Here is a 24,839-nt window from a genome sequence, read left to right as displayed (position 1 = left end):
AGGAGTAAACAGCTCTGAATAAGCATTATAATAATTCGGCAATGGCCAATAACGTATGTGCGTAAAACCATTATGAGAGAGAAGACAAAGGCATTGGGAGCAGTCAAGAGTTCGAAATATTAGGCTAGTCTGAAAAATGACCTGAAAAAACAAACTCAAGTCAATTCAAGAAATCGCAATAATCAAAAGCAGGGCGGTTTCGCTAATAGGAGTGAACCCCCTGACCGGAGATGCAGTAAAGCCCACAAAGCCGGCGTGGGACAGCTTTGCCAGAGACCCCAGGTATTACCCTGTAGTTGTGGCAAAGATCCTGCGCCAGCGAGTGGGTGAGCATAGGAAGGCTCTTTTAGTACATCAGAACGGTGTGAGGGCTAAACCGATTGTTTTGTGGAGTTTAGCAGACCGCCGGCCAGGAGGATTTTGGCCTGCCGTTCCGTGAGATCGTGTTTAACCATGATGGGATTAGAAGCGTTATCAACGGTTATGGCGAAAGGCTCAGGGGTTTGAATGGCCTGTCGCAGGTCGGTAATATGCAAAACCATACCGGGATTGAGACAATCCAAGTCCTTTTCATCTACAAAGGTGAGGGGGAGAATGCCAAAGTTAATTAGATTAGCACGGTGAATACGGGCAAAGCTTTGAGCTAAAACGACACGCAGTCCCAGGTACATTGGGGCCAGAGCCGCGTGCTCGCGGCTGGAACCCTGTCCATAATTGTGGCCGGCCACGATAATGCTTTGTTTTTGGGCCTTGGCTTTGGAAGCAAAATCAGGGTCGATTTTATGGAAAACAAATTCTGCTATAGCAGGGATGTTGGAACGGAGAGGGAGAATTTTGGACCCTGCCGGCATGATATCATCGGTGGTAATATTATTACCCAGTTTCAAGATAACGGGTAAGTCCAGGGAGTCGTTTAAAGCTGGGGCGATGGGCAGGGGTTGGATATTAGGTCCCCGCCGAATGGGAGTATCGGGATCTCCCGGCGGGAGAATCATGCTGTCATCAATGCGAAATTGTTTAGGGAATTCAACCATGGTGGATTGCTCCAGGGTTCGAGGATCTGTAATAAAGCCGGTTAAAGCGCAGGCTGCTGCCACTTCCGGACTTGCCAAAAAGACAGAAGCGTCTTGAGTACCGCTGCGGCCCAGGAAGTTGCGGTTAAAGGTTCGGACAGATACCCCTTTGGAGACGGGAGATTGTCCCATGCCGATACAGGGCCCGCAGGTGGATTCCAGGAGTCTCGCACCGCTGTCCAGGAGGTCCGTTAAAGAGCCGTTGCTGGCGAGCATGCTTAAAACTTGGCGTGATCCCGGGGAAATAACCAGACTGACATTGGGATGGACGCGCTTGCCCTTAAGGATTTGACTGACCCGCATGAGATCTTGGTAAGAAGAATTGGTACAGCTGCCAATGGCTACCTGCTGAACAGCTGTTGAGGAAAGCTCGCTTACGGGGACGACATTGTCAGGACTGTGGGGCTGAGCGATAAGGGGAACCAGTAAAGAAAGGTCAATCTTAATTTCTTCATCATAAACAGCATCAGAATCAGCTGCCAGAGGAACATAGTCTTCCCCTCTGCCTTGAGCTTCTAAAAAGCGCTGGGTTTGTTCGTCACTGGGGAAGATGGAAGAGGTGGCTCCTAATTCCGCTCCCATATTTGTGATGGTGGAGCGTTCCGGGACTGTTAACGTTTGTACCCCCGGTCCGGCATACTCGATGATTTTGCCAACACCGCCTTTGACCGTTAAGGTGCGGAGTATTTCTAAAATGATATCTTTCGCTGAAACCCATTGGGAAAGCTGACCGGTCAGCCAAACCCGCAAAACTTTGGGGGTTGGGAGGTAAAAAGCTCCGCCGCCCATAGCAACGGCAACATCAAGTCCGCCGGCACCCATGGCCAGCATTCCCATGCCTCCAGCCGTAGGGGTATGACTGTCTGAACCGAGGAGAGTTTTGCCGGGCTTAGCAAAGCGTTCTAAATGGACTTGGTGACAAATTCCGTTGCCCGGACGTGAAAAATAGGCTCCGAAACGTGCCGCTGCGCTTTGTAAAAAAGCGTGGTCATCGGCATTTTCAAACCCGGACTGGAGAGTATTATGATCTATATAGCTTACCGAACATTCGGTTTGTACTCTGGAAAGGTTCATTGCTTCAAATTGCAGATAAGCCATGGTCCCAGTGGCATCTTGAGTTAGAGTCTGATCGATACGGATGGCGATTTCGTTGCCATTGTTTAAGTCTCCGGAAACTAAGTGGGATGATAGTATCTTTTGTGTCAAGTTTTTTCCCATGATAAAATTCCTCCTTATGAAGTTGCTATTAACTTTACCAAAAACAAGAGGAAACATCTAGGGTTTTCCTTTAAGTATACAGAATATCTAATGAAAATTTCCTCTTTTTCAGGAATTTATAGCTGCCGTCCGAAATTTACTGTAAAATCTGAATTGATACTGAAAAACATGAATAAATGGGTATGATATATATATGAAGGAAATTTCATTAATCTCGATTCACAGCCAATAAAGAGTTTTTAATGATCTTTTCTATAGAATTTAGTTTGGGTTTGTCAGAATTTCAGGTTATAATAGTTTGGAAAGTTTTTTGGAACTTTTGTTGACTGGGAGGCGTCATTCTATGCCGATGTATGAATTTAAATGTCCTCGCTGTGGAAGTGTAACGACAGAATTGTGTAAAATGGGGGAAAAGGGGGATGAGCTCTCCTGCAAAGAGTGTGGGGCTTTAGGGCTTAAACGGCTTATCTCCGGATTTGCCAGTCTCGGAGTATCTGGTGGCAACGGGGGAGGAAACTGTGCACCGGGGTGCAGCGGAAATTGTTCAGGCTGTCATTGAAAGGAGAACTATATTTTTGAGCAAGCAACTGAATATTGTCATGGTAGAGCCTGAAATCCCGCCTAATACAGGGAACGTAGCGCGGCTTTGCGCTGCTACAGGAGCCACCCTGCATTTGGTTAAACCTTTAGGTTTCAGCATCGATGACAAACAACTTAAGCGTGCCGGATTAGATTACTGGCATCTTCTTGATATTTATGTTTACGAAAATTTCGCCGAGTTTGAAGAGAAAAATCCTGTAGGTCCTCGTTACTTAGCGACCACTAAAGGTGGACGATCTTATACAGATGTTTCTTATGAAGAGGGCGGGTACTTACTTTTTGGGAAAGAAACGAAAGGACTCGCACCTGAAATCCTTGGACGTTATCCGGAGACAACCATCAGGCTGCCGATGCGCAGCGGTGCCCGTTCTTTGAATTTATCAAATTCCGTGGCAGTGGTAGTCTATGAAGTACTTCGGCAGTGGGGTTTTCCGGATCTGGTTTAGAAGGGAAGGAAGAAACGGGAAGTAAAGGCGGTTGAAGAACAATCATGATGAAGGGCTATGGTTTGACCTTTCTTTTAGCGTTAGTGATAGCCGTAATTGCTACACCTATTTCCATGAAGTTAGCGAAGATCTGGGGGGCTATCGCTTACCCAGGCGGGCGGCATATTCACAGCCGGCCAATCCCCCGGCTAGGCGGCTTGGCTATTTATGCGGCTTTTTGGCTGTCGGCCTTTGTCACCCAAGTGTGGGATAAAAATACCTGGGGATTATTTATTGGCAGCACCATTATTCTGGCAGTAGGTGTTTGGGACGATATTCATGAAATTCGCCCTTTGTATAAACTGTATTGGCAGATCGCTGCGGCAGCAGTGCTGATTGCTTATGGTTTTTCAATGAATTTTATATCTCTGCCTTTTTTGGATTATCCCATCGTTTTCAAAAACATGGGGTTAACTGCTGTTGGCTTGCTGCTCATGCTCTTTTGGGTGGTTGGCCTGGTGAACACTGTGAATGTTTCCGACGGTATGGACGGTTTGGCTGGGGGGATTTGCTTTATGGTGGCCCTCCTGCTCTTTTGGTCCGCTAACGGAATTAACCAAGTACCTGCGGCTAATCTTACTTTAGCGTTAGCCGGTGCACTACTGGGGTTTCTGTTTTTTAATTTTCCTCCGGCTCGGGTTTTCATGGGGGATTCAGGGAGTATGTTCCTTGGCTACATTATCGGCGGAGTTTCCATTATGGGTCTCCTCAAAACCGCTACTATTTTGGGATTAGTCTTTCCCCTCTTGGTTTTGGGTATGCCGGTCACCGACCTAACTTTTGCTATTATTCGCCGTAAGCTTCGCGGCCAGTCCATAGCCATGGCTGACCGGGGACATTTACACCACCGCTTGCTGGATGCCGGCTATACACAGCGGCAAGCGGTTTTGGTGATGTACGGCATCAGTGCTTGCTTTGGGCTGGCTGCTGTACTGGGGGCAAAAGGATTTTGGATTGGTGCCGTTGTGATTCTGTCTGTGGCTTTTGCTCTTTTAATTACCATCCTGATGCGCAGGACTGAAAAGCTTGTGGTATTTGGGCGGCGCCATTCAAAGTAAACACCTCTTTTTCCTGCCATGCATATGATGGTCGGAAAGGGGGTATAAGTATGCCATTAAACGTATTTGCCTTTTATAATGGCTTAACTGATCAGACAAAAGGTTACCCGTATTTAAAACAGTACGGTCATACTATTCAGCAGTTAGCAATGTTTGAGGTTTCTATTCAGAATGATGGTTCCATTCAGGGACGCCCCGGCCGGAAGGTAATTGATGAAGCTCATGCTATGGGGATTAAGGTTTTTTTAGTAATCAGCAATTTAACGCGGCAGGGCAAGTTTTCATCCACTCTCATGGCAAGGCTCGTGAGAGATCAAGACTTTTCCAACCTTGTTTGGCGAAACATACGTGATATTCTAGTTGAGTATCGATTGGACGGAGTTAATCTGGACCTGGAGAAAACGGCGCCGGCAGATCGGGCCCTTTTCAGTCAGCTTATCCAAAACTGGTCGCTGATGTTCCGGCAAGCCAATTTTTTGGTTTCCATTGATGTTCCGGCTAAAACTGCGGATGAGCCTCAGGATCCATGGAAGGGATCCTTTGATTTTAAAACCATTGGCCGGGCAGTGGATGAGGTTATTATCATGACTTACGAAGAACATTGGGCAGATAGTGAGCCTGGGTCGGTAGCCTCCCTGCCATGGGTAGCTCAAGTGTTGGATTATGCCATCGCTAATATTCCCCGGGAAAGGATTTTTATGGGAATACCTTTATACGGGTATGACTGGCCTGTGGGCGGCAAAGGAAAAGTTATTGGCTATCAGCGGGCAAATGAGCTGGCTCGGAGATACGGAGCCCCTTTACAATGGGATGCCAAGCAGCGCAGTACCTATTTCCATTATGAGACCAGAGGAGTTCGTCATACAGTATATTTTGAAGATCTGAGGAGTTTAAGGGAAAAACTTCAGCTTGCCAAGCAAAAGGGCATACGTGGTGTGGCCATTTGGGAAATGAACCTTAGCTATCCTCGTTTTTGGGAAGTGCTTCAAGCTAATAAAGCCTAATGATAACAGGAGGGTTTTAAAAAGTATGCGTATTCATTTCCATGGACATGCCTGCTTCGAAATTGAGTGGGAAGCAGGCAGAATTCTTATTGATCCTTTTTTAACCGGCAATCCAAGCGCTACGGCTAAGCCTGAAGATTTCACCTATTTAGATGGGATACTTGTAACTCATGGGCATGCCGATCACTTGGGTGACGCCATACGTCTGTCAAAACAGACGGGAGCACCAATTATTGCTGTTTTTGAACTGGCAAATTACTGTCAGAGAAGGGGTGCTAAGGCTCATGCCATGCACATCGGCGGCAAACATGAGTTTCCCTTTGGCTGGGTTAAACTTACCCAAGCTTTTCATGGATCAGGGATAGAAAATCCCGAGGGGGATATGATCTATGGGGGCCTGGCTTGCGGCTTTTTAATACAAATAGAAGGCAAATGGCTTTATCATGCGGGAGATACAGGTCTCTTCGGAGATATGGAACTGATTGGCCGGCGCTATCCTATCGAAGTTGCCATGCTGCCCATCGGGGATAATTTCGTTATGGGGGTTGAAGAGGCGGTTCATGCTTCTCAATTATTACGTCCCAAAATGGTCATCCCCATGCATTACAATACGTTTCCGGTGATTGCTCAGGATGTAGGAGAATTTCTGCATCTCCTGCAGCGCCGGGTTCCGGAAAGCTCCGGCAAGGCTCTTAAACCTGGCGAATCCTACGAAATTTAAAAAGTCTGCAAAATATTATGTTTTCGATCTAGTTAAAATATCCTGCTTGTTTTCAAGTGGGATATTTTTATGCAGAAATGGTCAAACTTAATCTAGAGGAGATAATCTTTTAGCTTAAGGGAGATGAATGGAATGAATAGAAAACAATGTGCACTTCGCTGTCTTTATGGGATTGAAGGACGATGCCGTTTGGAACACATTATTGGTGAACGTGGACCAAATTGCCCGCATTATGAGGAAGATCTTAATCTCATGAGCAGGGGGAGAATCTAGTTATGAAGCCGAAAAAAGCAAAGGTAAAGGTAAAACGGATAGATCCGTTAGAACCGCTGAAGATGGAAATTGCAGCAGAGTTAGGTCTGTTGGAACAGATCAACCAAAAAGGATGGCACTCCTTGAGCGCTAAAGATGCGGGAAGAATTGGAGGGCTTATGACTCAAAGACGGAGAAAGGACAGCTAGTTTCATAAATGTAGTTGAATACAAAATCATGTGATATAATAATACTCCGATATAGTAATAGTGGGGAGCGTAGTATCGTTGACAAAGCATCAACAAATTTTAACCTTTATTGAAAATCTTGCAATTGGCAGTAAAGTTTCTGTTCGCTTCATTGCTAAAGAATTAGACGTTAGTGAAGGAACAGCCTATCGAGCTATTAAAGAAGCTGAAGCCAAAGGGTTTGTAAGTTCGATTCCTAAGGTTGGAACGATTCGGATTGAAGGGGTTAAAGAGCGGCAAATTGAGGACCTGACCTTGCGTGAGGTATCACAGATTGCTGAAGGAGTGGTAATCTGTGGCTTTGAGCATCTCGATCGCTCCCCAACTAAATTCGTTATTGCTGCAATGGAGTTAAACACGGTGATTCGCTATTTAGAAGCAGGATCTTTGTGTATTTTAGGGAACCGTCGCGATGTTCAGATGGCTGCCTTAAATAGTCATGTGTCACTGTTAATTACCGGCGGCTTTGAACCTGATGAAGAGGTCGTAGCTCTTGCAAAGAAAAATGAATTGGTGATTATCCAGTCTCCCTATGATACCTTTGCAGTTACCTCCATGATTAATCGAGCTCTCTATGACCGCTTAATTCAGAAAGAGCTTATCTTGGTAGAAGATATTATGGTCAACGATGTAAGCTATTTAACCATTGACGCGACGGTGGATGATTGGAGAAAACTTTCCCATGATACTGACCATAGCCGGTTTCCGGTCGTCGAGGAGGATATGACCCTTGTGGGTATAGTCTCCGCTGTAGATGTAGCAGGAGTAGATCTTCATACACCGATTGTAGAGGTAATGAATGCCAATCCTTTTATAGTGGGCAAAGATGACCCGGTAACTCATGTTTCCCGAATCATGGTTTGGGAGGGTTGGGAAATCGCTGTGGTTGCCGAAGAAGGAAAATTAATAGGCATTCTTAGCTTGCAGGATGTGATTGAAGCTTACCAGCAAGTTCAGAAACAACCTCAATTTGGTGAAACTGTGGACAATCTGGTCTTGAGCGGTTTTCGCTTCGTGGAAGAAGCGGAACATCTCACCATTGAAGGGGAAATTACCAAGGCTATGAGTGATGACTACGGTTCGGCAAGCTGCGGAGTGATCGTAACGGTTATGAATATGGCTGGGTATATTGCTTTGCGCAAGAAATACCGGCTCAATGCCATTACCGAGAATTTTACTCTCTACCAGCTGCAGCCCATTGCCGTGGGAACGGAAATCATGGTTACGGCAAAGCTGCTGCTTGTTGCTAAAAAACACTGCAACATTGAAGTCGAAGTAACAGCGAATAATGAGTTAGTTGCCAAGGGTCTGATGACAGCCCGAATTGGCGATAAAAAATTAGTGAGTGATGCAGCCCATTAAGGGGATTGATGCGGCAGAAAGAACCCCCTCATCGTTATGGATGGAGGGGGTTTTTCAAGAAGGAAGGTGAACGATGATGGCGGATACCCCTAAAGAAACCTGTGGCTTTGTTCACCTTCACAATCATACGGAGTATAGTCTGCTGGACGGAGCGGCTCGAATTAAGAGTTTAGTTCAGCGTGCCGCAGATTTAAACATGCCGGCTTTGGCGATCACCGACCATGGAGTCATGTATGGAGTCATTGATTTCTATAAGGCTTGTCGCCAGGCAGGAATCAAACCGATTATTGGCTGTGAAGTTTATGTCGCTCCTCATAAGAGGACAGACAAGGCTGCAGGAAAGGACGACGCGAATTTTCACTTAGTCTTGCTGGCTGAGAATGAACAAGGATATCGCAACTTGATTCGCCTGGTTTCCATGGCTCATATCGAAGGCTTCTATTATAAGCCTCGAGTGGATAAAGAAATCCTTCGCAAGCATTCTCAAGGTCTTATTGCCTTGAGTGCCTGTTTAGCAGGGGAGGTCTCGGATCACTTAGTTCATGATCAATTGGATATGGCTGTTGAGAAGGCTCGTGAGTATGAAGATATTTTTGGGAAGGGAAATTTCTTTTTGGAAGTCCAGGATCATGGGCTGGAAGAACAGAGGGAAGTGAATGCCGGCATGTGGAAGGTTCATGAGCGCACAGGAATTCCCATGGTGGCGACCAATGACGTCCACTATGTTCAGCGTGAGGATGCTTTTGTTCAAGATGCACTGCTCTGTATTCAAACAGGTAAAACTTTGGAGGATGCTTCCAGAATGCGTTTTTCCAGCCAGGAGTTTTTCCTGAAATCTGAACAGGAAATGGCGCTGCTCTTTGGGGAGCATCCTGAGCTGCTGACTAATACCCAACAGATTGCTCAGCGCTGTCAGTTGGATTTCCAGTTTGGAGAAAATTATTTGCCGGTGTTTGATGTTCCGGCAGGTTATACCTTGGATAGTTTCCTTGAAGCAGAATGCCGCAAGGCTTTTCCCCATTTTTATCCTCAAATGACGGCCAAAGAACAAGAACGATTAGAGTATGAGCTTCGAGTTATTTTCCAAACAGGTTTCTCCGGCTACTTTTTAATTGTTGCCGACTTTTGCCGTTATGCCAGAGCCAATGGTGTGGCTGTAGGGCCAGGACGGGGATCAGCTGCGGCAAGTATGGTGGCTTACTTATTAGGGATAACCTCCGTCGAGCCCATGCGCTTTGATTTGCTCTTTGAGCGTTTCTTAAATCCGGAGCGTGTTTCCATGCCGGATATTGACATAGATTTTGACCCGGAAGGCCGGGAGCGTGTGATCCACTATGTTACGGACAAATACGGTGCTGATAAAGTATGCCAGATAATTACCTTCGGAACCATGGGAGCTAAAGCGGCTATCCGAGATGTAGGCAGAGTTATGGCCATTCCTTTGTACCGGGTGGATAAGGTCGCTAAGGCAATTCCTTCTGACCCGGGAATGACCTTGGAAAAGGCCTTGGAAGTATCTCCGGATTTAGCCCGCCTGATTGATGAGGATGAGGAAACCAAACGGCTCTACACCTTAGCCAAGTCCCTGGAAGGAATGCCCCGCCATGCTTCCACTCATGCTGCCGGGATCGTGATTTCCAAAGATTCTCTTGTGAATTACCTGCCTTTGCAGAGGACCTCCGAGGATTTTGTCATGACCCAGTTTCCCATGAAAACTGTGGAGGAAATCGGGCTCCTCAAAATGGACTTTTTGGGATTAAGGAATTTAACCATTCTTCAAGAGGCTGTGCAGCGAATTGAGGAAACTCAAGGTTTTAAGCTGGATCTGCACACCTTAGCCCTGGATGATGCCAAGACTTATGAGCTTCTGTCTTCCGGAAACAGTACGGGGATCTTTCAGTTAGAAAGCGGCGGGATGCGGGGAATTTTAAAGGATCTGAAGCCTTCCTGTTTTGAGGATATTATCGCTGTTATCGCCTTGTACCGCCCGGGTCCTATGGAGCAAATCCCGGAATTTCTGCGCCGAAAACATGGGGGTAATATCACATATCTGCATCCGAAGCTGGAACCCATTCTGAAATCAACCTACGGAGTGATTGTCTACCAGGAACAAGTCATGCAGATCGCTCGGGATTTGGCTGGCTATTCCCTGGGACGAGCGGATTTGCTCCGTCGAGCCATGGGGAAAAAGAAGAAGGAAATCATGGCGGAAGAACGTCAGAATTTTGTCCATGGACTTCAGGACTCTAACGGAGAATGGATTATTCCCGGAGCCCTGCGACTGGGTCTTACCCTAAAAGAAGCGGAAGAAATCTTCGATTTAATGGCTAAATTCGCAGAATATGGCTTCAATAAAGGCCACGCCACGGCCTATGCTGTAATTTCTTATCAGACAGCCTACTTAAAGGCTAATTATCCTTTGGAGTTTATGGCGGCTCTTTTGAGTACGGTTATGGGCTCGTCGGATAAGATATCCTTCTACATTCAAGATGCTCGCTTAAGCGGCATTGAGGTCCTGCCGCCGGATGTTCAGTACAGTCAAGTGGGCTTTTCCATTGAGAAGCAAGCGATTCGCTTTGGACTGGGAGCTATCCGCAATGTAGGGGTTAACGTTGTGGAGAAGATTCTGGAGGCCAGGAAAGAGGGGATCTTTAAGTCCCTGGATGATTTCTGCTTGCGTGTGGATCAAAAGGTTTTAAACAAGCGTGTTATGGAAAGTTTAATACGTGCCGGTGCTTTTAGTTCCCTATGCTCACGGAATCAGGCTTTGAAAGTCATGGATCAAGTACTGGAGTCCACAGGGCGGCGGCAGAAAGACAGACTTTCCGGACAGTTCTCCCTTTTTGATTTTGATGAGGGAATGGACGAAGTGACTGTCCTTCCTCAAGTTCCGGATTTAAGTGAACGAGAAATTTTGGACATGGAAAAAGAATATTTGGGTTTGTATTTAAGCGGGCATCCTCTCTCGTCGGTTTTGCCGATCCTAAAAAACTTTATCTCATCGGACATTTTGACTTGTTTAGAAGGAGACGAAGAGAAGAAAGTTATTCTTGGCGGGTTAGTAACAGGTTTCCGGCAGAATGTAACCAAAAAGGGAGAGATGATGGCGAGCTTTGTTCTGGAAGATTTAACGGCGGGAATCGAAGTCCTGGTGTTTCCCAGGGTCTACGCGCAAACCGCCAGCTTAACTAATGATGATGTTATTGTTGTGACTGGCCGGTATAATATCCGTGATGACGAAAAGAAGATCTTTGCTGAAAAGATCACCAAATTGGAAGATTTAAAGCCCGGAGGAGAGAATAGTGGGGGAGAGAATAGTGTTGCAGCTTCCGGCTCTTTGCCGGATGAAAAAATTGCTGCTTATCATGCCCCTCAGGCGGTTTTGCCGAAACGGCTCTTTTTGAGATTTTCTCATGAATCCACAGACATCATGGAAAACGTCTTGAAAATCTTACAACGTTATCCGGGCAGCCAGCCGGTTTATTTCTATTTTGAAGATACCAGGAAAGTCCTGGAAGGAAATCGGAGTTATTGGGTTTCTGATCAGGATGAGTTGACCAGTGCCCTTCAAAAAGTCCTGAATCAGCAAAATGTTGTCTGGCAATCCGTTAAAAATTTTGCCTAAACCTTTTTTCTTTGCAGGATTCTTAGATTTTAAGTAGAAAGCTCCATCAAAACATCCATAAATTATGAAAAGGTGATAGTGAGTGCGTATTGCAATATACCCCGGAACATTCGACCCGGTAACCAAAGGACATCTGGATATTCTATCCCGGGCCAAAGAGTTATTTGATGGTTTGATTATTGCTGTTGCGGCGGATAGCAAAAAGAGTCCCTTGTTTACTCTGGGAGAACGAATGGAGTTGCTCTTAGAAGCGACTAAAGACATGCCGAATGTCAGTGTCCGTGTTTTTGAAGGCTTAACCGTAGAATTTGCTCGGCAATGCGGGGCTAAAGCAATCATACGAGGACTCCGTGCCTTATCCGATTTTGAATATGAGTTCCAACTTGCCCTAATGAACAAAAAGATTGCTCCGGATATAGAAACGATTTTTCTTATGACCCAAAGTGAATACTCCTTTATCAGCTCAAGTGCGATTAAATGGGCAGCAAGTTTACATGCCGGAGTTTTGGATTTTGTGCCCCAGCATGTAGAAAAAGCCCTTAACATGAAGTTCGCCAGTCTTCGTTCTGACTCTAATGAAAAGGATTAAATACCGCTTTGTTGCACAATCAAAAGAGCTGTGGTATTATAAATCGATTTAAAAAGGGGGATTTACGAAATGTGGACGGTCATTTATATTGCTCCCAATAAATTAATCGCAGAAAAGTATAAGAGAGTTCTCACAGATGAAGGGATGCTGGTCCAACTTCGTCCCATTGGTTCGGCGCATCTTGGTGAACATGCTTCCGTTGAGATTCTCGTTCCGGAATCCGAAGCTGAAGAAGCGCATGAAATTATAACCGGCGCAATGGGGAGCTAATTTATGTTTAAAGATATATTCAGGAAAACAAAATATGTTACCATTAAATCCGGTCAGAAGCCGGAACGCAGCCCTTCTGAGGCGTTGCCTAAAGAAGAGTCTGCAGTACCTGTGAAGAAAGAACTTCCGGATGGTCTCTGGGCAAAATGTCCTAAGTGCGGAGAAGTTCTCTTCAATAAAGACCTGGATGAAAATGCTCGAGTTTGCACAAGCTGTGAGCATCATTTCAGAATTTCTGCCAGGGCACGTCTTAACTTACTAGTGGATGAAAATAGTTTTGAAGAATGGGATACTGAACTCAAGACCTTAGATTCTTTGGCATTTCCCGGATATGACGAAAAACTCTCCGAAGCACAAGACAAGTCGGGAATGCAGGAAGGAGTACTCACTGGCCGAGCCAGTGTGGAGGGTATTCCTTTTGTAATTGCCATCAATGAAGCAAATTTTATCATGGGCAGCATGGGATCGGTTGTGGGTGAAAAAATTGCTCGTGCCATTGAAAGAGCTATTGAATTACGGCTGCCGGTAGTCATTTTTTCCACATCCGGAGGCGCTAGGATGCAAGAAGGGATTCTGTCCCTTTACCAAATGGCTAAAACCAGTGCGGCTTTGGCAAAACTAGCAGAAAATCACTTATTATATATTTCCGTATTTACTGATCCAACCTTTGGCGGCGTGACAGCCAGCTATGCCTCCCTGGGAGATATCATGATCTCCGAACCCAATGCCTTAATTGGCTTCACAGGCCCTCGCGTTATTAAACAAACTATGGGGCAAGAACTCCCTAAAGGAGCACAAACGGCTGAGTTTAACCAGGAGCATGGTTCTATAGATTTGATTGTGTCCCGTGCTCAAATGCGGCCGGTTTTAGCACGTTTACTGCGGTACCATCAGGAAGGGGCTCAGTATGGCTCAACTATTTGAATTTGAAAAACCTATAGCAGAACTGGAACAGAGAATTCTGGAACTCCGGAAATTTTCTGCAGACAAAGGAATTGACCTTTCTCAAGAAGTTTCCACTCTTGAGAAAAAAGTTCTTCAATTAAAGAAAGAGATTTACGGCAACCTGGAACCTTGGCAGAAGGTGCAAATTGCCAGGCATTCGGAGCGGCCGAATTTTTACGATTATTCCCCCCTTTTGTTTGAAGATTTCATAGAACTTAAAGGGGACCGGCTCTATGCCGATGATCGCTCCATAGCAGGGGGAATAGCTCTATTTCATGGCATTCCTGTGACGGTTGTGGCCCAGGTTAAGGGTAAAGACACTAAAGAGAATATTAAACGGAATTTCGGCATGCCCCATCCGGAAGGCTACCGCAAAGCGGTACGCCTCATGGATCAGGCGGAAAAGTTTGGCCGGCCGATTTTGACCTTTATCGATACTCCGGGAGCTGCTTGTGACTTGGGAGCAGAAGAGCGGGGACAAGGGGAGGCTATTGCCCGCTGTCTCCTCGCCATGTCAGGTTACCACGTTCCGGTCATCAGTACCGTCATCGGTGAAGGCGGCAGCGGCGGCGCCCTGGCCTTGGGTGTAGGTAATGTCCTCTTGATGCTGGAGAATTCCTTTTACTCTGTGATTGCCCCGGAGAGCTGCGCATCAATTCTTTGGAAAGACCCCGGTAAAGCCAAAGAAGCGGCGGCTGCATTGAAGTTTACGGCTCAGGATTTGTTAAGTCTGGGCGTTGCTGATGAATTAGTCCGCGAACCTCAAGGGGGAGCCCATAACAGCCTCCAGCAAACAGCGGAGGAATTGTCTCAGGTCATTGCCAAACATCTTATCCGGCTTCGCTCAGAAGACCCGGAAGTGCTTTGTCAAAAGCGATACGAAAAGCTGCGGGCTATTGGAGCTTTCCAAGAAACTTCAAATATAAATTTAACAAAAACACTTGACTAAGCTAATCCTTTAGTGTTATTATAACTAAGCCGTCGTAATTGAGGCAACAAAATGAATAACGGGCGAGTGGCGGAATGGCAGACGCGTCGGTCTCAAAAACCGATATATGTGAGTATGTGTGGGTTCAAGTCCCACCTCGCCCACCACAGTAAATTCAAGGCCTTCGGGTCTTTTTTTGTTTTGTGTTAGAGTCTGGGGATTTAGAAAAAGACATAAATATAGTCACTTTTAGGAAAGGAAAAGCGTGATTAGATTCGCGCTTTTCTTTTTAGTTCAATTTAGCATTATGATAATGTTTCAAAAGACAGCGTTCTCCTTATTTCGCGGGTAAAATATGAGATGATAGGGGTGTGGGTGAAATTCGTCAGCGCTGACGAATTTGAATTGCCGTTCATTAAGAATTTTAGTACATTAACAGGATTGACTCTTATTCATAATATGTGAAAGAGCTTTCCAAGGTGATAGCTTGGTCTCCTAAGATTTCACAAGGGTGGGGTGGGAGGTTTCTCATAGACTATGTTGTTTATTCGGGTGCAAAGGCAAAGGAGTTAGAACTGCTGCTGATGAGAAGGGAAACGGATGATAATCGGAGAGCTGCAGGACGAAAAATCCTTTATGATAAAATCTGATTAGAATGTTTGGAAAGTCTGAGGGGATTTAAAGTGGGATTTAACAAGATGTACTGGGGTTTTCTGTTTTTCTTTGACTTTAGGATTCAGGGGGTTGATATTCTTCCTGATGTTATTGGCTATTGGCTAATCTACTTAGGTTTAAAAGAAATAGTCTCTGTTAATTCACATTTTATTGAAGCTCGAAAATATACTGTAGTACTAGCGATTTTGTCTATTTTTGACCTATACCAAATTCAAGTGCCTATTGAACAATTTAATCTGAATTCCATATGGGGAATATTCATGTTGATGGGAATCATAATAGTCCTTCTTGATTTGCTAATGGTTTTTCACCTTTGTCACGGAATTGCGGAATTAGCGGCGGAAAAAAGTTTTGGTGAGCTTGAAAATATGGCTTTGAGCCGCTGGAAGTATTATTTGTATTTACGTGTTGGTATGGCAGTGATTGCGCATGCTGTCTTCGTAATACCGGCGTTAGTAATGTTGGTATTCATTCCTCTGTTTATTATGTCAATTGTTGTACTGTTGCTTATGATGGGTCTAATGAAGGAGGCTAATTACTTAGTAGGCTAAATGGAAATGGGTAAGGGAAAATCGACACCAGTGTCGATTTTGGATTTTGCATCACGGGAGAGGTTATTATGCCGAATTATCGTTTGTTCATAATGGAGATATAAATGAAAAGCTGAAGAAGAAGGAAAAACGAGAAAAGAACAAAGGACGCATTTATAGGATTTGGGAAAAGTACGGAGTGATCGGGTTAGGAATGTTATCCCCGCTTATAATGGGTGCTCCCCTGGGGGCAGCAATAGGAATTTCACTGGGAGCGTCCCCCAGACGACTTATTCTTTGGATGAGTATTGGCATTATTGTATGGACTATTTCCCTTACTCATAAGTACCTTAGGGTTTGAGGGGGTTCAGATGCTGTAAAAATAAACTAAATAATTAGAGGGGTGAGAGGATGAGATACACAAAGATACTGATCTATCTTTTGTATGTACTGGTTCTGTTGGGATCTCTTGCAGCAGCAGGTTGGGGATTTTTTACGATTAAAGTCTGGATAGGCAGGCATTATCGACCTCTCCCGGGGATGGCCGGATACTGCTTGATTTGCATTGTAATAGGGCTTCTTTTAGGACTGGAACATTTCCTCAAAGAGTTCCGTAAACAGGGAAGATGGACAGTTAATCTTATTAGGCTTGTGATAATGGGGATTCCGTCAGGTATCTCTGCTTTTTACCTTGTCTTATCCTTTGCCTTTTCTCTTAAAATACCAAGTTTTATGACGTATTCTACATTATTTTATGAGTTTTCCGGTTTGATTTTTGGCTATACGATCATGACCAGTTTTTATAAAAAAACAGAAAAACAAACCTATGAGATTGGTTCCTTCAATTAATTTGCGTTCCCGAAGAAGAACGGTCTTTTGACTCTTCGGGAACTGCTGATCACACCATGGAACATGTTAATGATCAGTAATGAATTGGAAGTGAAAATTATGCGGGCATTTTTAGCCGGGCTCTTTGTGGGCGGACTATTACTAATTGTCTCTCTATTCCTCGAGGATACCACCATCATTAAGTATCTGCTCTTGCTTCTCGGCGCTATTCCAATGTTAATAAGTGGTGTACTCTCTGGTTCATTTGTTAGCGGCGACAGAGTCAGAGCCAATTATACTGGTTCTAAGGATTTCAGCAAGCGCACTAAACTAGGATCGGCATTTTTCTTGTTTGGTCTGTCCTGTTTCCTGGTGGAAATCGCTATTTATTACATTTAAATAAAAGTATTTTGTCTAAGATACTTAAAATCCGGGAGCAAATGAAAGGGTCTATTTTGTTTTGAGAGATTAACTTGATTTGGATTTGCCTAAATAGTGGAGGGGACAAGAAGATGAAGATTATTGGCTTAATTGGCGGTATGAGTTGGGAATCCTCGGTTTCATATTACCGAATTATTAATGAAGAGGTTAAAGAAAGGCTAGGCGGATTACATTCTGCCAAATGTATTTTATATAGTGTGGATTTTGAAGAGATCGAGGTGCTGCAAAGAAATGACCAATGGGATAAAGCTGGAACGATTCTGGCTGAAGCGGCTCAGAGTCTCGAAGGGGCAGGAGCAGAGGTTATTTTAATTTGTACAAACACAATGCATAAAGTGGCTGAGCAAGTCGAGAACAATATTAGTATTCCATTATTACATATTGCAGACATAACCGCCGACAGGATTCAAAGGAATAAAATACAGACTGTCGGATTATTAGGCACGAAATATACAATGGAACAAGATTTTTATAAATTACGGTTAGAAACCAGAGGGATTAAAGTACTAATTCCTGACAATAAGGACAAGGAAGTTGTAAACCGAGTCATTTATCAAGAGCTTTGTTTAGGGAAGATCAATCAAGATTCAAAAGAAGCGTTTAAAAGAATTATTAAGATGTTGGTTGAACGAGGGGCAGAGGGGGTTATTTTAGGGTGCACTGAAATCGGTCTCTTGATAGGAGAAGAGGATGTCAGTGTTCGGATTTTTGATACCGCATTAATTCATGCTAAAGGTGCAGTTGATTATGCCCTTGAGAATGAATGCAAAGAGAAGCAAAGCTGAGATTGATTTTTACATAAACTTTACCTCTAAATTAGATTAGGAAACCACTTGATGACCGATTTTAAGATTTTAAGATTTTAAAATCGGTCATATTATATTATTTAAGAAAACTGAATATCAATATATTTTTATTGAATATCAATAAAAATATATTGATAAATGAAAAGGCCTTGTATATAATCATATTACGAAAAGTAATAGGAGGGTTTTGCATGGTTATTTTGGATCAAAAAGGGTTTTCCGGTATCGTTAATCATATTTTGAATCTTATCTTTCTCGGGGGACTAGGGATTTTTTTGAGCTTGCCCTTTGCTTTGAAATGGTATTTAGGATTGATGTACACGCGTACCAGTGAAAATTACAATTTCTTGTTGGTCTTTCTCTTTATCACAGGGATTTTTGCTTTGCTCATTGTTCATGAATTAAGGAGGATGTTTAAGAATTTAAATAAGCGTAACCCCTTTGTGATGAGCAATGTACATAGTCTTAACCGGATTGCTTTTTCCAGCTTACTGATTGCGGCATGCTATTTCATCAAAATTATCTTCTACAATTCATTTCTTACGATCATCGTGACCATGGTTTTTATTATCGCCGGATTCTTTTCCATCATTTTAGCGGAAGTTTTTCACCAAGCCGTACTGGTGAAAGAGGAAAATGATTTAACAATCTAATGGGGGCTGGGATATGTCAATTATCGTAAACTTAGACGTTATGATGGCTAAAAGAAAAATCAGCTCTTCAGAGCTGGCTGCCAAAATAGATCTTACACAGGCCAATCTATCTATTCTAAAAAACAATAAGGCAAAGGCTATTCGCTTCACAACCCTTGAGGCAATCTGTAAAGCTCTGGATTGCCAGCCGGGGGATATTTTGGCTTATGAAAATGACGATGGTGATAAATAAGAATTAGTTTGAAAGGAGCTTAAGCATGGAAGAAGCAATATTAATGCCTAATGATGAACGTAAAAAAACGGAAGTTCAAAAGGAAGATATTATCCTCCTGATTTCCTCAGTCTTGTTGGGAGTGATTTTTGACTTTTTATTTTATAAAAAATCACTGGGGATTTCTTACTTGATTTTTGTAATTGCCTTTTATCTCTTCTTTGGCTGGAATTTAAGGCGCAAGATAGGGTTCAGCTACAGCTTCGGCTGGTTTTTAGGAATTCCGATTTTAGCTTTGTCATCCACCTATTTGATCTTTGCCAATCAAATTTTCAGGGCCCTTAATTTTGTGATCATCCCCATTCTGATCGTTGCCCAAACTCTCTTGATCATTGGAGAAAATAAACACCAATGGTTTGAGGCAAGTTTTGTTATGGATATAGGCAAAGGAGTCCGCCGTACCTTAGGAAATATCTCAAAACCCTTGGTTGTGGGATTAAGCCTCCTGCGTATTCCCAAGAGCAGGAAAAAGGACAACACTTTCCAAAAAGTTTTGCTGGGTGTCGCCATCTCAATTCCTCTTTTAACAATTATCATTAGTCTTCTTACCTCAGCGGACTACTTGTTTAAAAATCTCATAAGTGAGCTGGTAAACTCTTTGGGAACCATCAACCTGACGGATATTCCCCAGCAGGGCATCCTGGTGTTACTGATCAGTATTTTTATGTTTAGTTATACCTGGAGTTTATTAAAATCCAAAGACCAGGGACAGACTCAAGGGGAAGAATCTGTTGCTCAGCAAAGGGCCGGCAGTTGGGACCCCGTCATCTCGGTGACCATCTTAAGTTTGATTAATTGTGTCTATGTCATATTCATCGTTATTCAGTTCACCTATATGTTTGGGGCATTCCATAATGTATTACCCGCGGGTTATACCTATGCCGAATATGCCAGAAGAGGTTTTTTTGAGTTGTTAATAGTAACTCTAATAAACTTCAGTCTTTTGTTAAGCAGTCTTAAGTTTACCGGTAAGGAAGGAAAAGGATTGACAAGAGCTGTGCAGGTATTGCACTCGCTCCTTGTGCTCTGTACCATGGTGATCCTGGTTTCGGCATTTTTAAGAATGTCCTTCTATGAGGCGGCCTATGGCTATACCTATTTAAGAGTATTAACCCATAGTTTTATGATCTTCTTGTTTGTCTTATTGGCAGTTGCCTGCTATAAGATTTGGAATGAGCGGTTTTCTCTCCTTAAACCTTATATCCTTCTTGCCCTGGCTGCTTATTTAGTGCTGAATTTTGCCAACATCGACGTACTTATTGCCCAAAAGAATATTGCTCGATATTTAGAAACGGGGAAGCTGGATACCTATTATTTAAGACATTTATCCTATGACAGCATCCCGGTGTTAGTCGGTCTTCTTAACGAGGAAAATACCCCTCCTGATCTGAAACAATATTTAGAGGAACAACAAATGAGGTTATCCCAGGAGCAGGCCTGGCAATCCTTTAATATTTCTCAGTATGAGGCCCAAAAAGTTCTCACTCAATAGTGACCAAAAAGCGATGCCCCACACCCGTCAGTAGGTGTGGGGATTTGTGCATTAATTTTTTAGGCCCAGATTAAAACTTTTTAGCTAATTCCTGAGTCTAATGATTGAAGAGGTGAACTATGGAAAAGCAGATTATGGCCGCAATCAGAAGAGGAGATGCTGAGGCTTTTTATGAGCTTCTGAAACCATATAAAAATCAACTATATCGTATTGCTTACCGGTATTTGCAGAGTGAACAGGATGCTTTGGAAGCGATCCAAGAAACAATCTTTCGGGCTTATCGAGGAGTTTCTAAGCTAAAAAGACCAGAGTATTTCCAAACCTGGCTGATTCGCATACTCATGAATGTTTGCAGCGATGAATTAAAGCGGCGAAAAGTTCAGCCTGCCTCTTTTAATGAAGAGATTCGTCAGGAGTGTGCGGCAGCTGCCGATGACAGCAATGAACCTGACAGTAAGATCAGGCTGCAGCGTTTAGATATTAATATGGCCTTGGACCGTCTCGATTTAATGCACCGGCAAGTGATTGAACTTAAGTATTTTGAAGACTTAACCATTCGCGAAATTGCCTTTATCTTGGAACGGCCTGAAGGGACGATCAAAACTTGGTTAACCCAGTCTTACAAACAGCTTAAAAAGTATTTAGGAGAGGGGGATTGTCATGTTTGAAGAAAACGGCAATGAATTACGTGGGGCAGATGACATGAATGATAGAGAAGACGGCGCCCCTGCCGATCTCGCGGCTGACCTGAGCAAAGCGAAACATCAGGTAATCGCCCTGCCGGTGCCCCTTGAACTTGACGAGTATATTAACAGGGGTCTGACAAGAGGCGTTAAAGTTCAAAAAAGCCGCCGGTTCAGGAAATGGAGTATGATAGCTGCTTGTTTTCTTCTCGCTGTACTCATGACCTCTGCCAGGGTTTCACCGGTCATTGCCGAGGCATTGCAGCAAATCCCGGGTTTAGGATATATTGTTGAACTTATCAACTATGACAAAGGGCTGCAATCCGCTGTCAAAAATGATTTTGTCCTGCCCCTGGGAGTTTCCGACGAGCACGATGGGATTGTCTTTACAGTGGATGGTATGATTATGGACGAGGGAAGCTTGATTCTTTTCTATACCTTGGACTATTCTGGCAAAGGCAGCCCTGTCCAGTTATCAGAAGTAAAACTTTTCGATGATCAAGGGGAGTCTGTGCAGCAGGTGGCACTGGGTTACAGCAGTATGGCGGATGCCGGTGAGGATGGAGAACATCAGGTGTACTCCCAAATTACTGTCAATTTTAATGAAAGGACGAAGATTCCCCCTGTGATAAGCTTAAAAGTAAAGCTTAGTGCTGCCCCTCAGGACCGGCCACCCGAATCCTTTGATCAGCTTTCTTCAACCTGGGAACTAGCCATACCTGTTGACAAAGACCTCTTTGCTGGTATGAAAAAGGTATATGAAATCAACCAGAGTGTGGTTGTTGAGGGCCAGAAAATTACCTTTGAAAAACTGACGATTTACCCCACCCGAATGGCCTTAAGGGTAGTCTTCGACCCTGCCAACAGCAAAAAAATCTTTGCTTTTGATGATCTCGCTTTGGTCAATGAACAAGGGGAAGAGTGGGGGCGGATTGCCAACGGAATGACGGGCAGCAAAGAGGATGAGTACCATGAAACTCTCTTTTTCCAAAGCAATTATTTTACCCAGCCCCAAAAACTCTACCTGCGGGGTAAAAGTATCCGGGCTTTAGATAAGGATAAGACAAAGCTTGTCTTTGACCTCGACCAGAAAAAGATCATCGAGTCTCCGCCGGGGTTAAAGTTTTATCAGGTTACTGACAATCTCTTAGAAAATGTCGCTTACATGGATTTTTTGTTAAAGCTGAATCCGGATCTGGATAAACTGCGAGGGTACAGCGTCCTGTCCTTTGAATTTACGGATAAAGCTGGGAATTCCTTCAGTACGAAGGGACAAGGGTTTTCAACTTGTTCCGATGCCCCTGGCTACGATCAAACCATCACTATCTCTTTACCTTTGGATCAAGACTATCAATCCCCTTTAACCTTTCAAATTCAAGATTATCCCATTCGAATCACCGGGAAATTTGATATTCGAATAAAGTAGATTATACTGTTAATAGGCAGTATTCAGGAAATTTTCAGCTTTCCTTCAGGTTGGATTCAACCTGTTGCTGCATAATTAGACAAAAGCCCATGATTAAACTCGGCATTCTAACACTTCTGAGAAATCATTATCCGTTTTTATGTATGTAAAGGAGCTTATTGCTATGAAGAAAGTAAATGGTATCAAACTGTTATTGGTAGACGATGAACCGAATATTTTACAATTTCTTGAAATGGGCCTGCAAGAGGAAGGATTTGAGCTGCAAACCGCTCAGGATGGAATGACAGCGGTAACCTTGGCCAAGCAGTTTCAGCCTCATATTGTTATTCTTGATGTTATGATGCCGGGCATGGATGGCTTTGAAGTATGTCGGATGCTCAAGAAAACTGAGAATGTGGCTATCATCATGCTTACCGCTAAAGATGAAGTGGACGACCGGGTGAAAGGATTGACTCTCGGGGCGGACGATTACATGATGAAACCCTTTAGTTTTGAAGAATTGCTGGCACGCATTCACGCCAGAATCCGCAATCAATTTCCCAATCTCATTGGAGAGGTTGAGCTGGGAGCTTTTCGGATCGACGACAGGCGCAAAGAGATCCTTTATGAGCAAAGGGTTTTGGAGTTATCCACCACGGAGTATGAGCTGCTGAAATTCCTGGTGCTGAATCATGGCTTAGTCTTAAGCAAAGCTAAAATCTTGGATAAGGTCTGGGGCTATGACTTCGGCGGAGATGAGAACATTGTCGAGGTGTATATTCGTTCCCTCAGGGAAAAATTAAACGATAAAGAACATCGTTTAATTCGAACCTTACGGGGAGCAGGTTATCGGGTTGATCTGTAATGAAACGAATTAAAACTAACTCACTTCGCTTTCAGCTCTTATCTCGTTCCCTACTGCTTATTGCGGGATTGCTGGTAATCATAGGCCTTTTTCAATATATTTTCATGCGGGGTTTTATCTATCAAAATAAAGCTCAAAGTATTCAAAGCCAGATTTTGTCAATCCCTATTGAAGCATGGGAGAAGGCAAGTTTGTTTGATGAAATGAATCTTAACTTAGGAGGCTCTCCTGAGGACAATGCCTTTGAGATAAAATTGCCTCACATCGGTCCCAGTCGTGTCCCTTTCTTTTTCTTGCCGGACTCGACGATTGCCTTTTATGATACTAATGGAACTCTTTCCGTGCTTTCCAATTCTTCAAAGGATGGAGAGGCTCCCCCCAAGCTTGATGATCAAGACTACCAAAATGCTCTAAGCAGTAAACATGATTTAACTTATAAAATTATCGATCCGGCCTCAGGAAACGAGCAATTGATTGTTCTGCAGTCTGTCAAGAATAGAGATCAATTGCTTGGTGTGGTCCAGGTAAGCCTGGATACAAAACCTTTGCGGGATATTCTGACACGGCAACTATTAACCTTCTTATTAATTGCTTTACTCGCTCTAATAGGGGGCATGCTGGCCTATATCCCTGTATTAAAAAAGACCTTAATACCTTTGTCAAAGATGGTGGACACTGTCGAAAAAGTGGATGCCGGAAATCTAGCCGAACGCTTGCCTGTTGACCAGGGGCAGGAAGAAATTGATCGCTTGGCAGATTCCTTTAACGGCATGCTGGAAAGACTGGAAATATCCTTTGCAGCTGAAAAAGAAGCCAAGGAACAGATGAGGCGCTTTGTGGCCGATGCCTCTCACGAGCTGCGTACACCCCTGACTTCCATTCACGGTTTTTTAGAGGTATTACTGAGAGGGGCTATGAATCAGCCGGATAAACTGCACAGATCTTTAACAAGTATGTATGATGAGTCCGAACGGATGAAAAAGTTGGTGCAAGATCTGCTGCTTCTGGCCAAGTTAGACCGTTCACCAAATGTTCAGCTCAGTGAAGGGGTTTTGGATGAAATCATCAAGGGGATGGCTCCTCAGTTAAGAGTACTTGCCGGAAACCGCAAAGTCAGTCTCAAACTCACCTCGGATTTAAAATGCTGCTTTGAAGAGGACAAGTTAAAACAAGTTATCTTGAATCTTTTCCATAATGCTGTTCAGCATACGGATCCTGAACAAGGAGAAATCCTTATTTCCTTGGAAAGCGCTCCCGGCGGAGTTCAATTAAGCGTACAGGATAATGGTTCGGGAATCCCCCCGGAACATTTGCCGAAACTCTTTGACCGTTTTTACCGCAGTGATTCTTCAAGGACGCGGAAATACGGCGGAGCCGGCCTGGGGCTGGCTATTAGCAAATCTCTTGTCGACCTGCACGGAGGCACCATTCGTGTGGAGAGCAAGGATGAAGAAGGCACTGCCTTTTACGTATGGCTCCCCCAGTACTGTGAAGAATAATAAAAGCAAGCGTCATCCTTATTTATGAGGAACGACGCTTGCTTTTTGTTATTTATAAAGGACTACTGCCCTGAATGAATTGAGGATTCCTTGTTGAAAAACACCTCAAACCATTCTAGAGAACAATAGACCCGAAAGCCAGGGCGGCCTCGACCCACAGGAGTGAACCCATTGCATGGAGAGGCGGTAAAAGCCTACAAGATGGCGCGGGGTATGCGGAGCCAGGTTCACCTCAGGTATTACCCGGAGGTTTGGTGAAGCTCCCGCGCCGGCGAGTAGGCGAGCCTCAGAATGCTGGGTGAGCGATGTGGGG

Annotated in this window: 27 protein-coding genes and 1 tRNA gene; 27 read left to right on the top strand and 1 reads right to left on the bottom strand. The window is 44.0% G+C overall.

What is annotated here, in order from left to right; translation table 11 throughout:
• Positions 1-371: 371 nt before the first annotated feature.
• On the bottom strand, positions 372-2,291 hold the full coding sequence (locus tag DESOR_RS17525; protein ID WP_014185920.1) for an aconitate hydratase: 1,920 nt from the start codon (positions 2,289-2,291) through the stop codon (positions 372-374).
• A gap of 343 nt (positions 2,292-2,634) precedes the next feature.
• Between DESOR_RS17525 and DESOR_RS17515 the strand changes: the two genes are divergently transcribed.
• From DESOR_RS17515 to DESOR_RS17395, 27 genes are all read left to right on the top strand, one after another.
• Positions 2,635-2,850, top strand: a complete 216-nt coding sequence (locus DESOR_RS17515; RefSeq protein WP_014185919.1) for an FmdB family zinc ribbon protein — start codon at positions 2,635-2,637, stop codon at positions 2,848-2,850.
• A gap of 40 nt (positions 2,851-2,890) precedes the next feature.
• On the top strand, positions 2,891-3,337 hold the full coding sequence (locus tag DESOR_RS17510; RefSeq protein ID WP_042332435.1) for a tRNA (cytidine(34)-2'-O)-methyltransferase: 447 nt from the start codon (positions 2,891-2,893) through the stop codon (positions 3,335-3,337).
• Between the two features lie 44 nt (positions 3,338-3,381).
• Positions 3,382-4,434, top strand: coding sequence for a glycosyltransferase family 4 protein (locus tag DESOR_RS17505; RefSeq protein ID WP_014185917.1), 1,053 nt, complete (start codon positions 3,382-3,384; stop codon positions 4,432-4,434).
• 50 nt (positions 4,435-4,484) lie between these two features.
• Positions 4,485-5,438, top strand: a complete 954-nt coding sequence (locus DESOR_RS17500; RefSeq protein WP_014185916.1) for a glycosyl hydrolase family 18 protein — start codon at positions 4,485-4,487, stop codon at positions 5,436-5,438.
• 25 nt (positions 5,439-5,463) lie between these two features.
• The gene (locus DESOR_RS17495; RefSeq protein WP_014185915.1) at positions 5,464-6,159 is read left to right on the top strand and encodes a metal-dependent hydrolase; all 696 of its coding nucleotides are present in this window, start codon (positions 5,464-5,466) and stop codon (positions 6,157-6,159) included.
• Positions 6,160-6,291: 132 nt separating this feature from the next.
• Positions 6,292-6,432 carry a hypothetical protein gene (locus tag DESOR_RS28205; RefSeq protein WP_014185914.1) on the top strand — a complete coding sequence of 47 codons (141 nt, stop codon included), beginning with the start codon at positions 6,292-6,294 and terminating at the stop codon, positions 6,430-6,432.
• Between the two features lie 2 nt (positions 6,433-6,434).
• Positions 6,435-6,620 carry an alpha/beta-type small acid-soluble spore protein gene (locus DESOR_RS17490; RefSeq protein ID WP_014185913.1) on the top strand — a complete coding sequence of 62 codons (186 nt, stop codon included), beginning with the start codon at positions 6,435-6,437 and terminating at the stop codon, positions 6,618-6,620.
• Between the two features lie 78 nt (positions 6,621-6,698).
• Positions 6,699-8,021 carry a DRTGG domain-containing protein gene (locus DESOR_RS17485; protein ID WP_014185912.1) on the top strand — a complete coding sequence of 441 codons (1,323 nt, stop codon included), beginning with the start codon at positions 6,699-6,701 and terminating at the stop codon, positions 8,019-8,021.
• Positions 8,022-8,094: 73 nt separating this feature from the next.
• Complete coding sequence (locus DESOR_RS17480) at positions 8,095-11,646, top strand: DNA polymerase III subunit alpha (protein ID WP_014185911.1); 3,552 nt, start codon at positions 8,095-8,097, stop codon at positions 11,644-11,646.
• An 82-nt stretch (positions 11,647-11,728) separates the two neighbouring features.
• Positions 11,729-12,235, top strand: coding sequence for a pantetheine-phosphate adenylyltransferase (coaD, locus tag DESOR_RS17475; RefSeq protein ID WP_014185910.1), 507 nt, complete (start codon positions 11,729-11,731; stop codon positions 12,233-12,235).
• Between the two features lie 69 nt (positions 12,236-12,304).
• Positions 12,305-12,505 (top strand): hypothetical protein, encoded by a 201-nt coding sequence (locus tag DESOR_RS17470; RefSeq protein WP_014185909.1) that lies wholly within the window; start codon positions 12,305-12,307, stop codon positions 12,503-12,505.
• A gap of 3 nt (positions 12,506-12,508) precedes the next feature.
• Complete coding sequence (accD, locus tag DESOR_RS17465; protein ID WP_014185908.1) at positions 12,509-13,429, top strand: acetyl-CoA carboxylase, carboxyltransferase subunit beta; 921 nt, start codon at positions 12,509-12,511, stop codon at positions 13,427-13,429.
• Positions 13,413-14,399, top strand: coding sequence for an acetyl-CoA carboxylase carboxyltransferase subunit alpha (locus tag DESOR_RS17460; RefSeq protein ID WP_014185907.1), 987 nt, complete (start codon positions 13,413-13,415; stop codon positions 14,397-14,399). The genes accD and DESOR_RS17460 overlap by 17 nt, the downstream gene beginning before the upstream one ends.
• A 60-nt stretch (positions 14,400-14,459) precedes the next feature.
• A tRNA-Leu gene (locus DESOR_RS17455) sits at positions 14,460-14,545 on the top strand.
• 312 nt (positions 14,546-14,857) lie between these two features.
• The gene (locus DESOR_RS29425; RefSeq protein ID WP_158309044.1) at positions 14,858-15,028 is read left to right on the top strand and encodes a hypothetical protein; all 171 of its coding nucleotides are present in this window, start codon (positions 14,858-14,860) and stop codon (positions 15,026-15,028) included.
• 33 nt (positions 15,029-15,061) lie between these two features.
• A complete protein-coding gene (locus tag DESOR_RS17450) occupies positions 15,062-15,604 on the top strand; it encodes a hypothetical protein (RefSeq protein ID WP_014185906.1) in 543 nt (180 codons plus the stop codon).
• 46 nt (positions 15,605-15,650) lie between these two features.
• Positions 15,651-15,944, top strand: coding sequence for a small multi-drug export protein (locus tag DESOR_RS17445; protein ID WP_174275429.1), 294 nt, complete (start codon positions 15,651-15,653; stop codon positions 15,942-15,944).
• Between the two features lie 50 nt (positions 15,945-15,994).
• The gene (locus DESOR_RS17440; protein WP_014185905.1) at positions 15,995-16,432 is read left to right on the top strand and encodes a hypothetical protein; all 438 of its coding nucleotides are present in this window, start codon (positions 15,995-15,997) and stop codon (positions 16,430-16,432) included.
• A 63-nt stretch (positions 16,433-16,495) separates the two neighbouring features.
• Positions 16,496-16,810, top strand: a complete 315-nt coding sequence (locus DESOR_RS17435) for a DUF5316 family protein (RefSeq protein ID WP_242832343.1) — start codon at positions 16,496-16,498, stop codon at positions 16,808-16,810.
• A 113-nt stretch (positions 16,811-16,923) separates the two neighbouring features.
• The gene (locus DESOR_RS17430; RefSeq protein WP_014185903.1) at positions 16,924-17,637 is read left to right on the top strand and encodes an aspartate/glutamate racemase family protein; all 714 of its coding nucleotides are present in this window, start codon (positions 16,924-16,926) and stop codon (positions 17,635-17,637) included.
• Positions 17,638-17,849: 212 nt separating this feature from the next.
• The gene (locus DESOR_RS17425) at positions 17,850-18,311 is read left to right on the top strand and encodes a DUF2975 domain-containing protein (protein WP_014185902.1); all 462 of its coding nucleotides are present in this window, start codon (positions 17,850-17,852) and stop codon (positions 18,309-18,311) included.
• Between the two features lie 13 nt (positions 18,312-18,324).
• On the top strand, positions 18,325-18,543 hold the full coding sequence (locus DESOR_RS17420) for a helix-turn-helix domain-containing protein (RefSeq protein WP_014185901.1): 219 nt from the start codon (positions 18,325-18,327) through the stop codon (positions 18,541-18,543).
• Between the two features lie 25 nt (positions 18,544-18,568).
• On the top strand, positions 18,569-20,074 hold the full coding sequence (locus DESOR_RS17415; RefSeq protein WP_014185900.1) for a DUF4153 domain-containing protein: 1,506 nt from the start codon (positions 18,569-18,571) through the stop codon (positions 20,072-20,074).
• 119 nt (positions 20,075-20,193) lie between these two features.
• A complete protein-coding gene (locus tag DESOR_RS17410; protein ID WP_014185899.1) occupies positions 20,194-20,742 on the top strand; it encodes a sigma-70 family RNA polymerase sigma factor in 549 nt (182 codons plus the stop codon).
• On the top strand, positions 20,735-22,183 hold the full coding sequence (locus DESOR_RS17405) for a DUF4179 domain-containing protein (protein WP_014185898.1): 1,449 nt from the start codon (positions 20,735-20,737) through the stop codon (positions 22,181-22,183). Before DESOR_RS17410 ends, DESOR_RS17405 begins: the two co-directional genes overlap by 8 nt.
• Positions 22,184-22,346: 163 nt before the next feature.
• Entirely contained in the window at positions 22,347-23,027 is a 681-nt protein-coding gene (locus tag DESOR_RS17400) for a response regulator transcription factor (RefSeq protein WP_014185897.1), read from the top strand.
• The gene (locus tag DESOR_RS17395) at positions 23,027-24,526 is read left to right on the top strand and encodes a sensor histidine kinase (RefSeq protein WP_014185896.1); all 1,500 of its coding nucleotides are present in this window, start codon (positions 23,027-23,029) and stop codon (positions 24,524-24,526) included. Before DESOR_RS17400 ends, DESOR_RS17395 begins: the two co-directional genes overlap by 1 nt.
• Positions 24,527-24,839: the final 313 nt, after the last annotated feature.

Origin of the sequence: Desulfosporosinus orientis DSM 765, from assembly GCF_000235605.1 — a bacterium.
Classification (GTDB): Bacteria; Bacillota; Desulfitobacteriia; order Desulfitobacteriales; family Desulfitobacteriaceae; genus Desulfosporosinus; species Desulfosporosinus orientis.
This window is presented reverse-complemented; position numbering and strand designations above follow the sequence as displayed.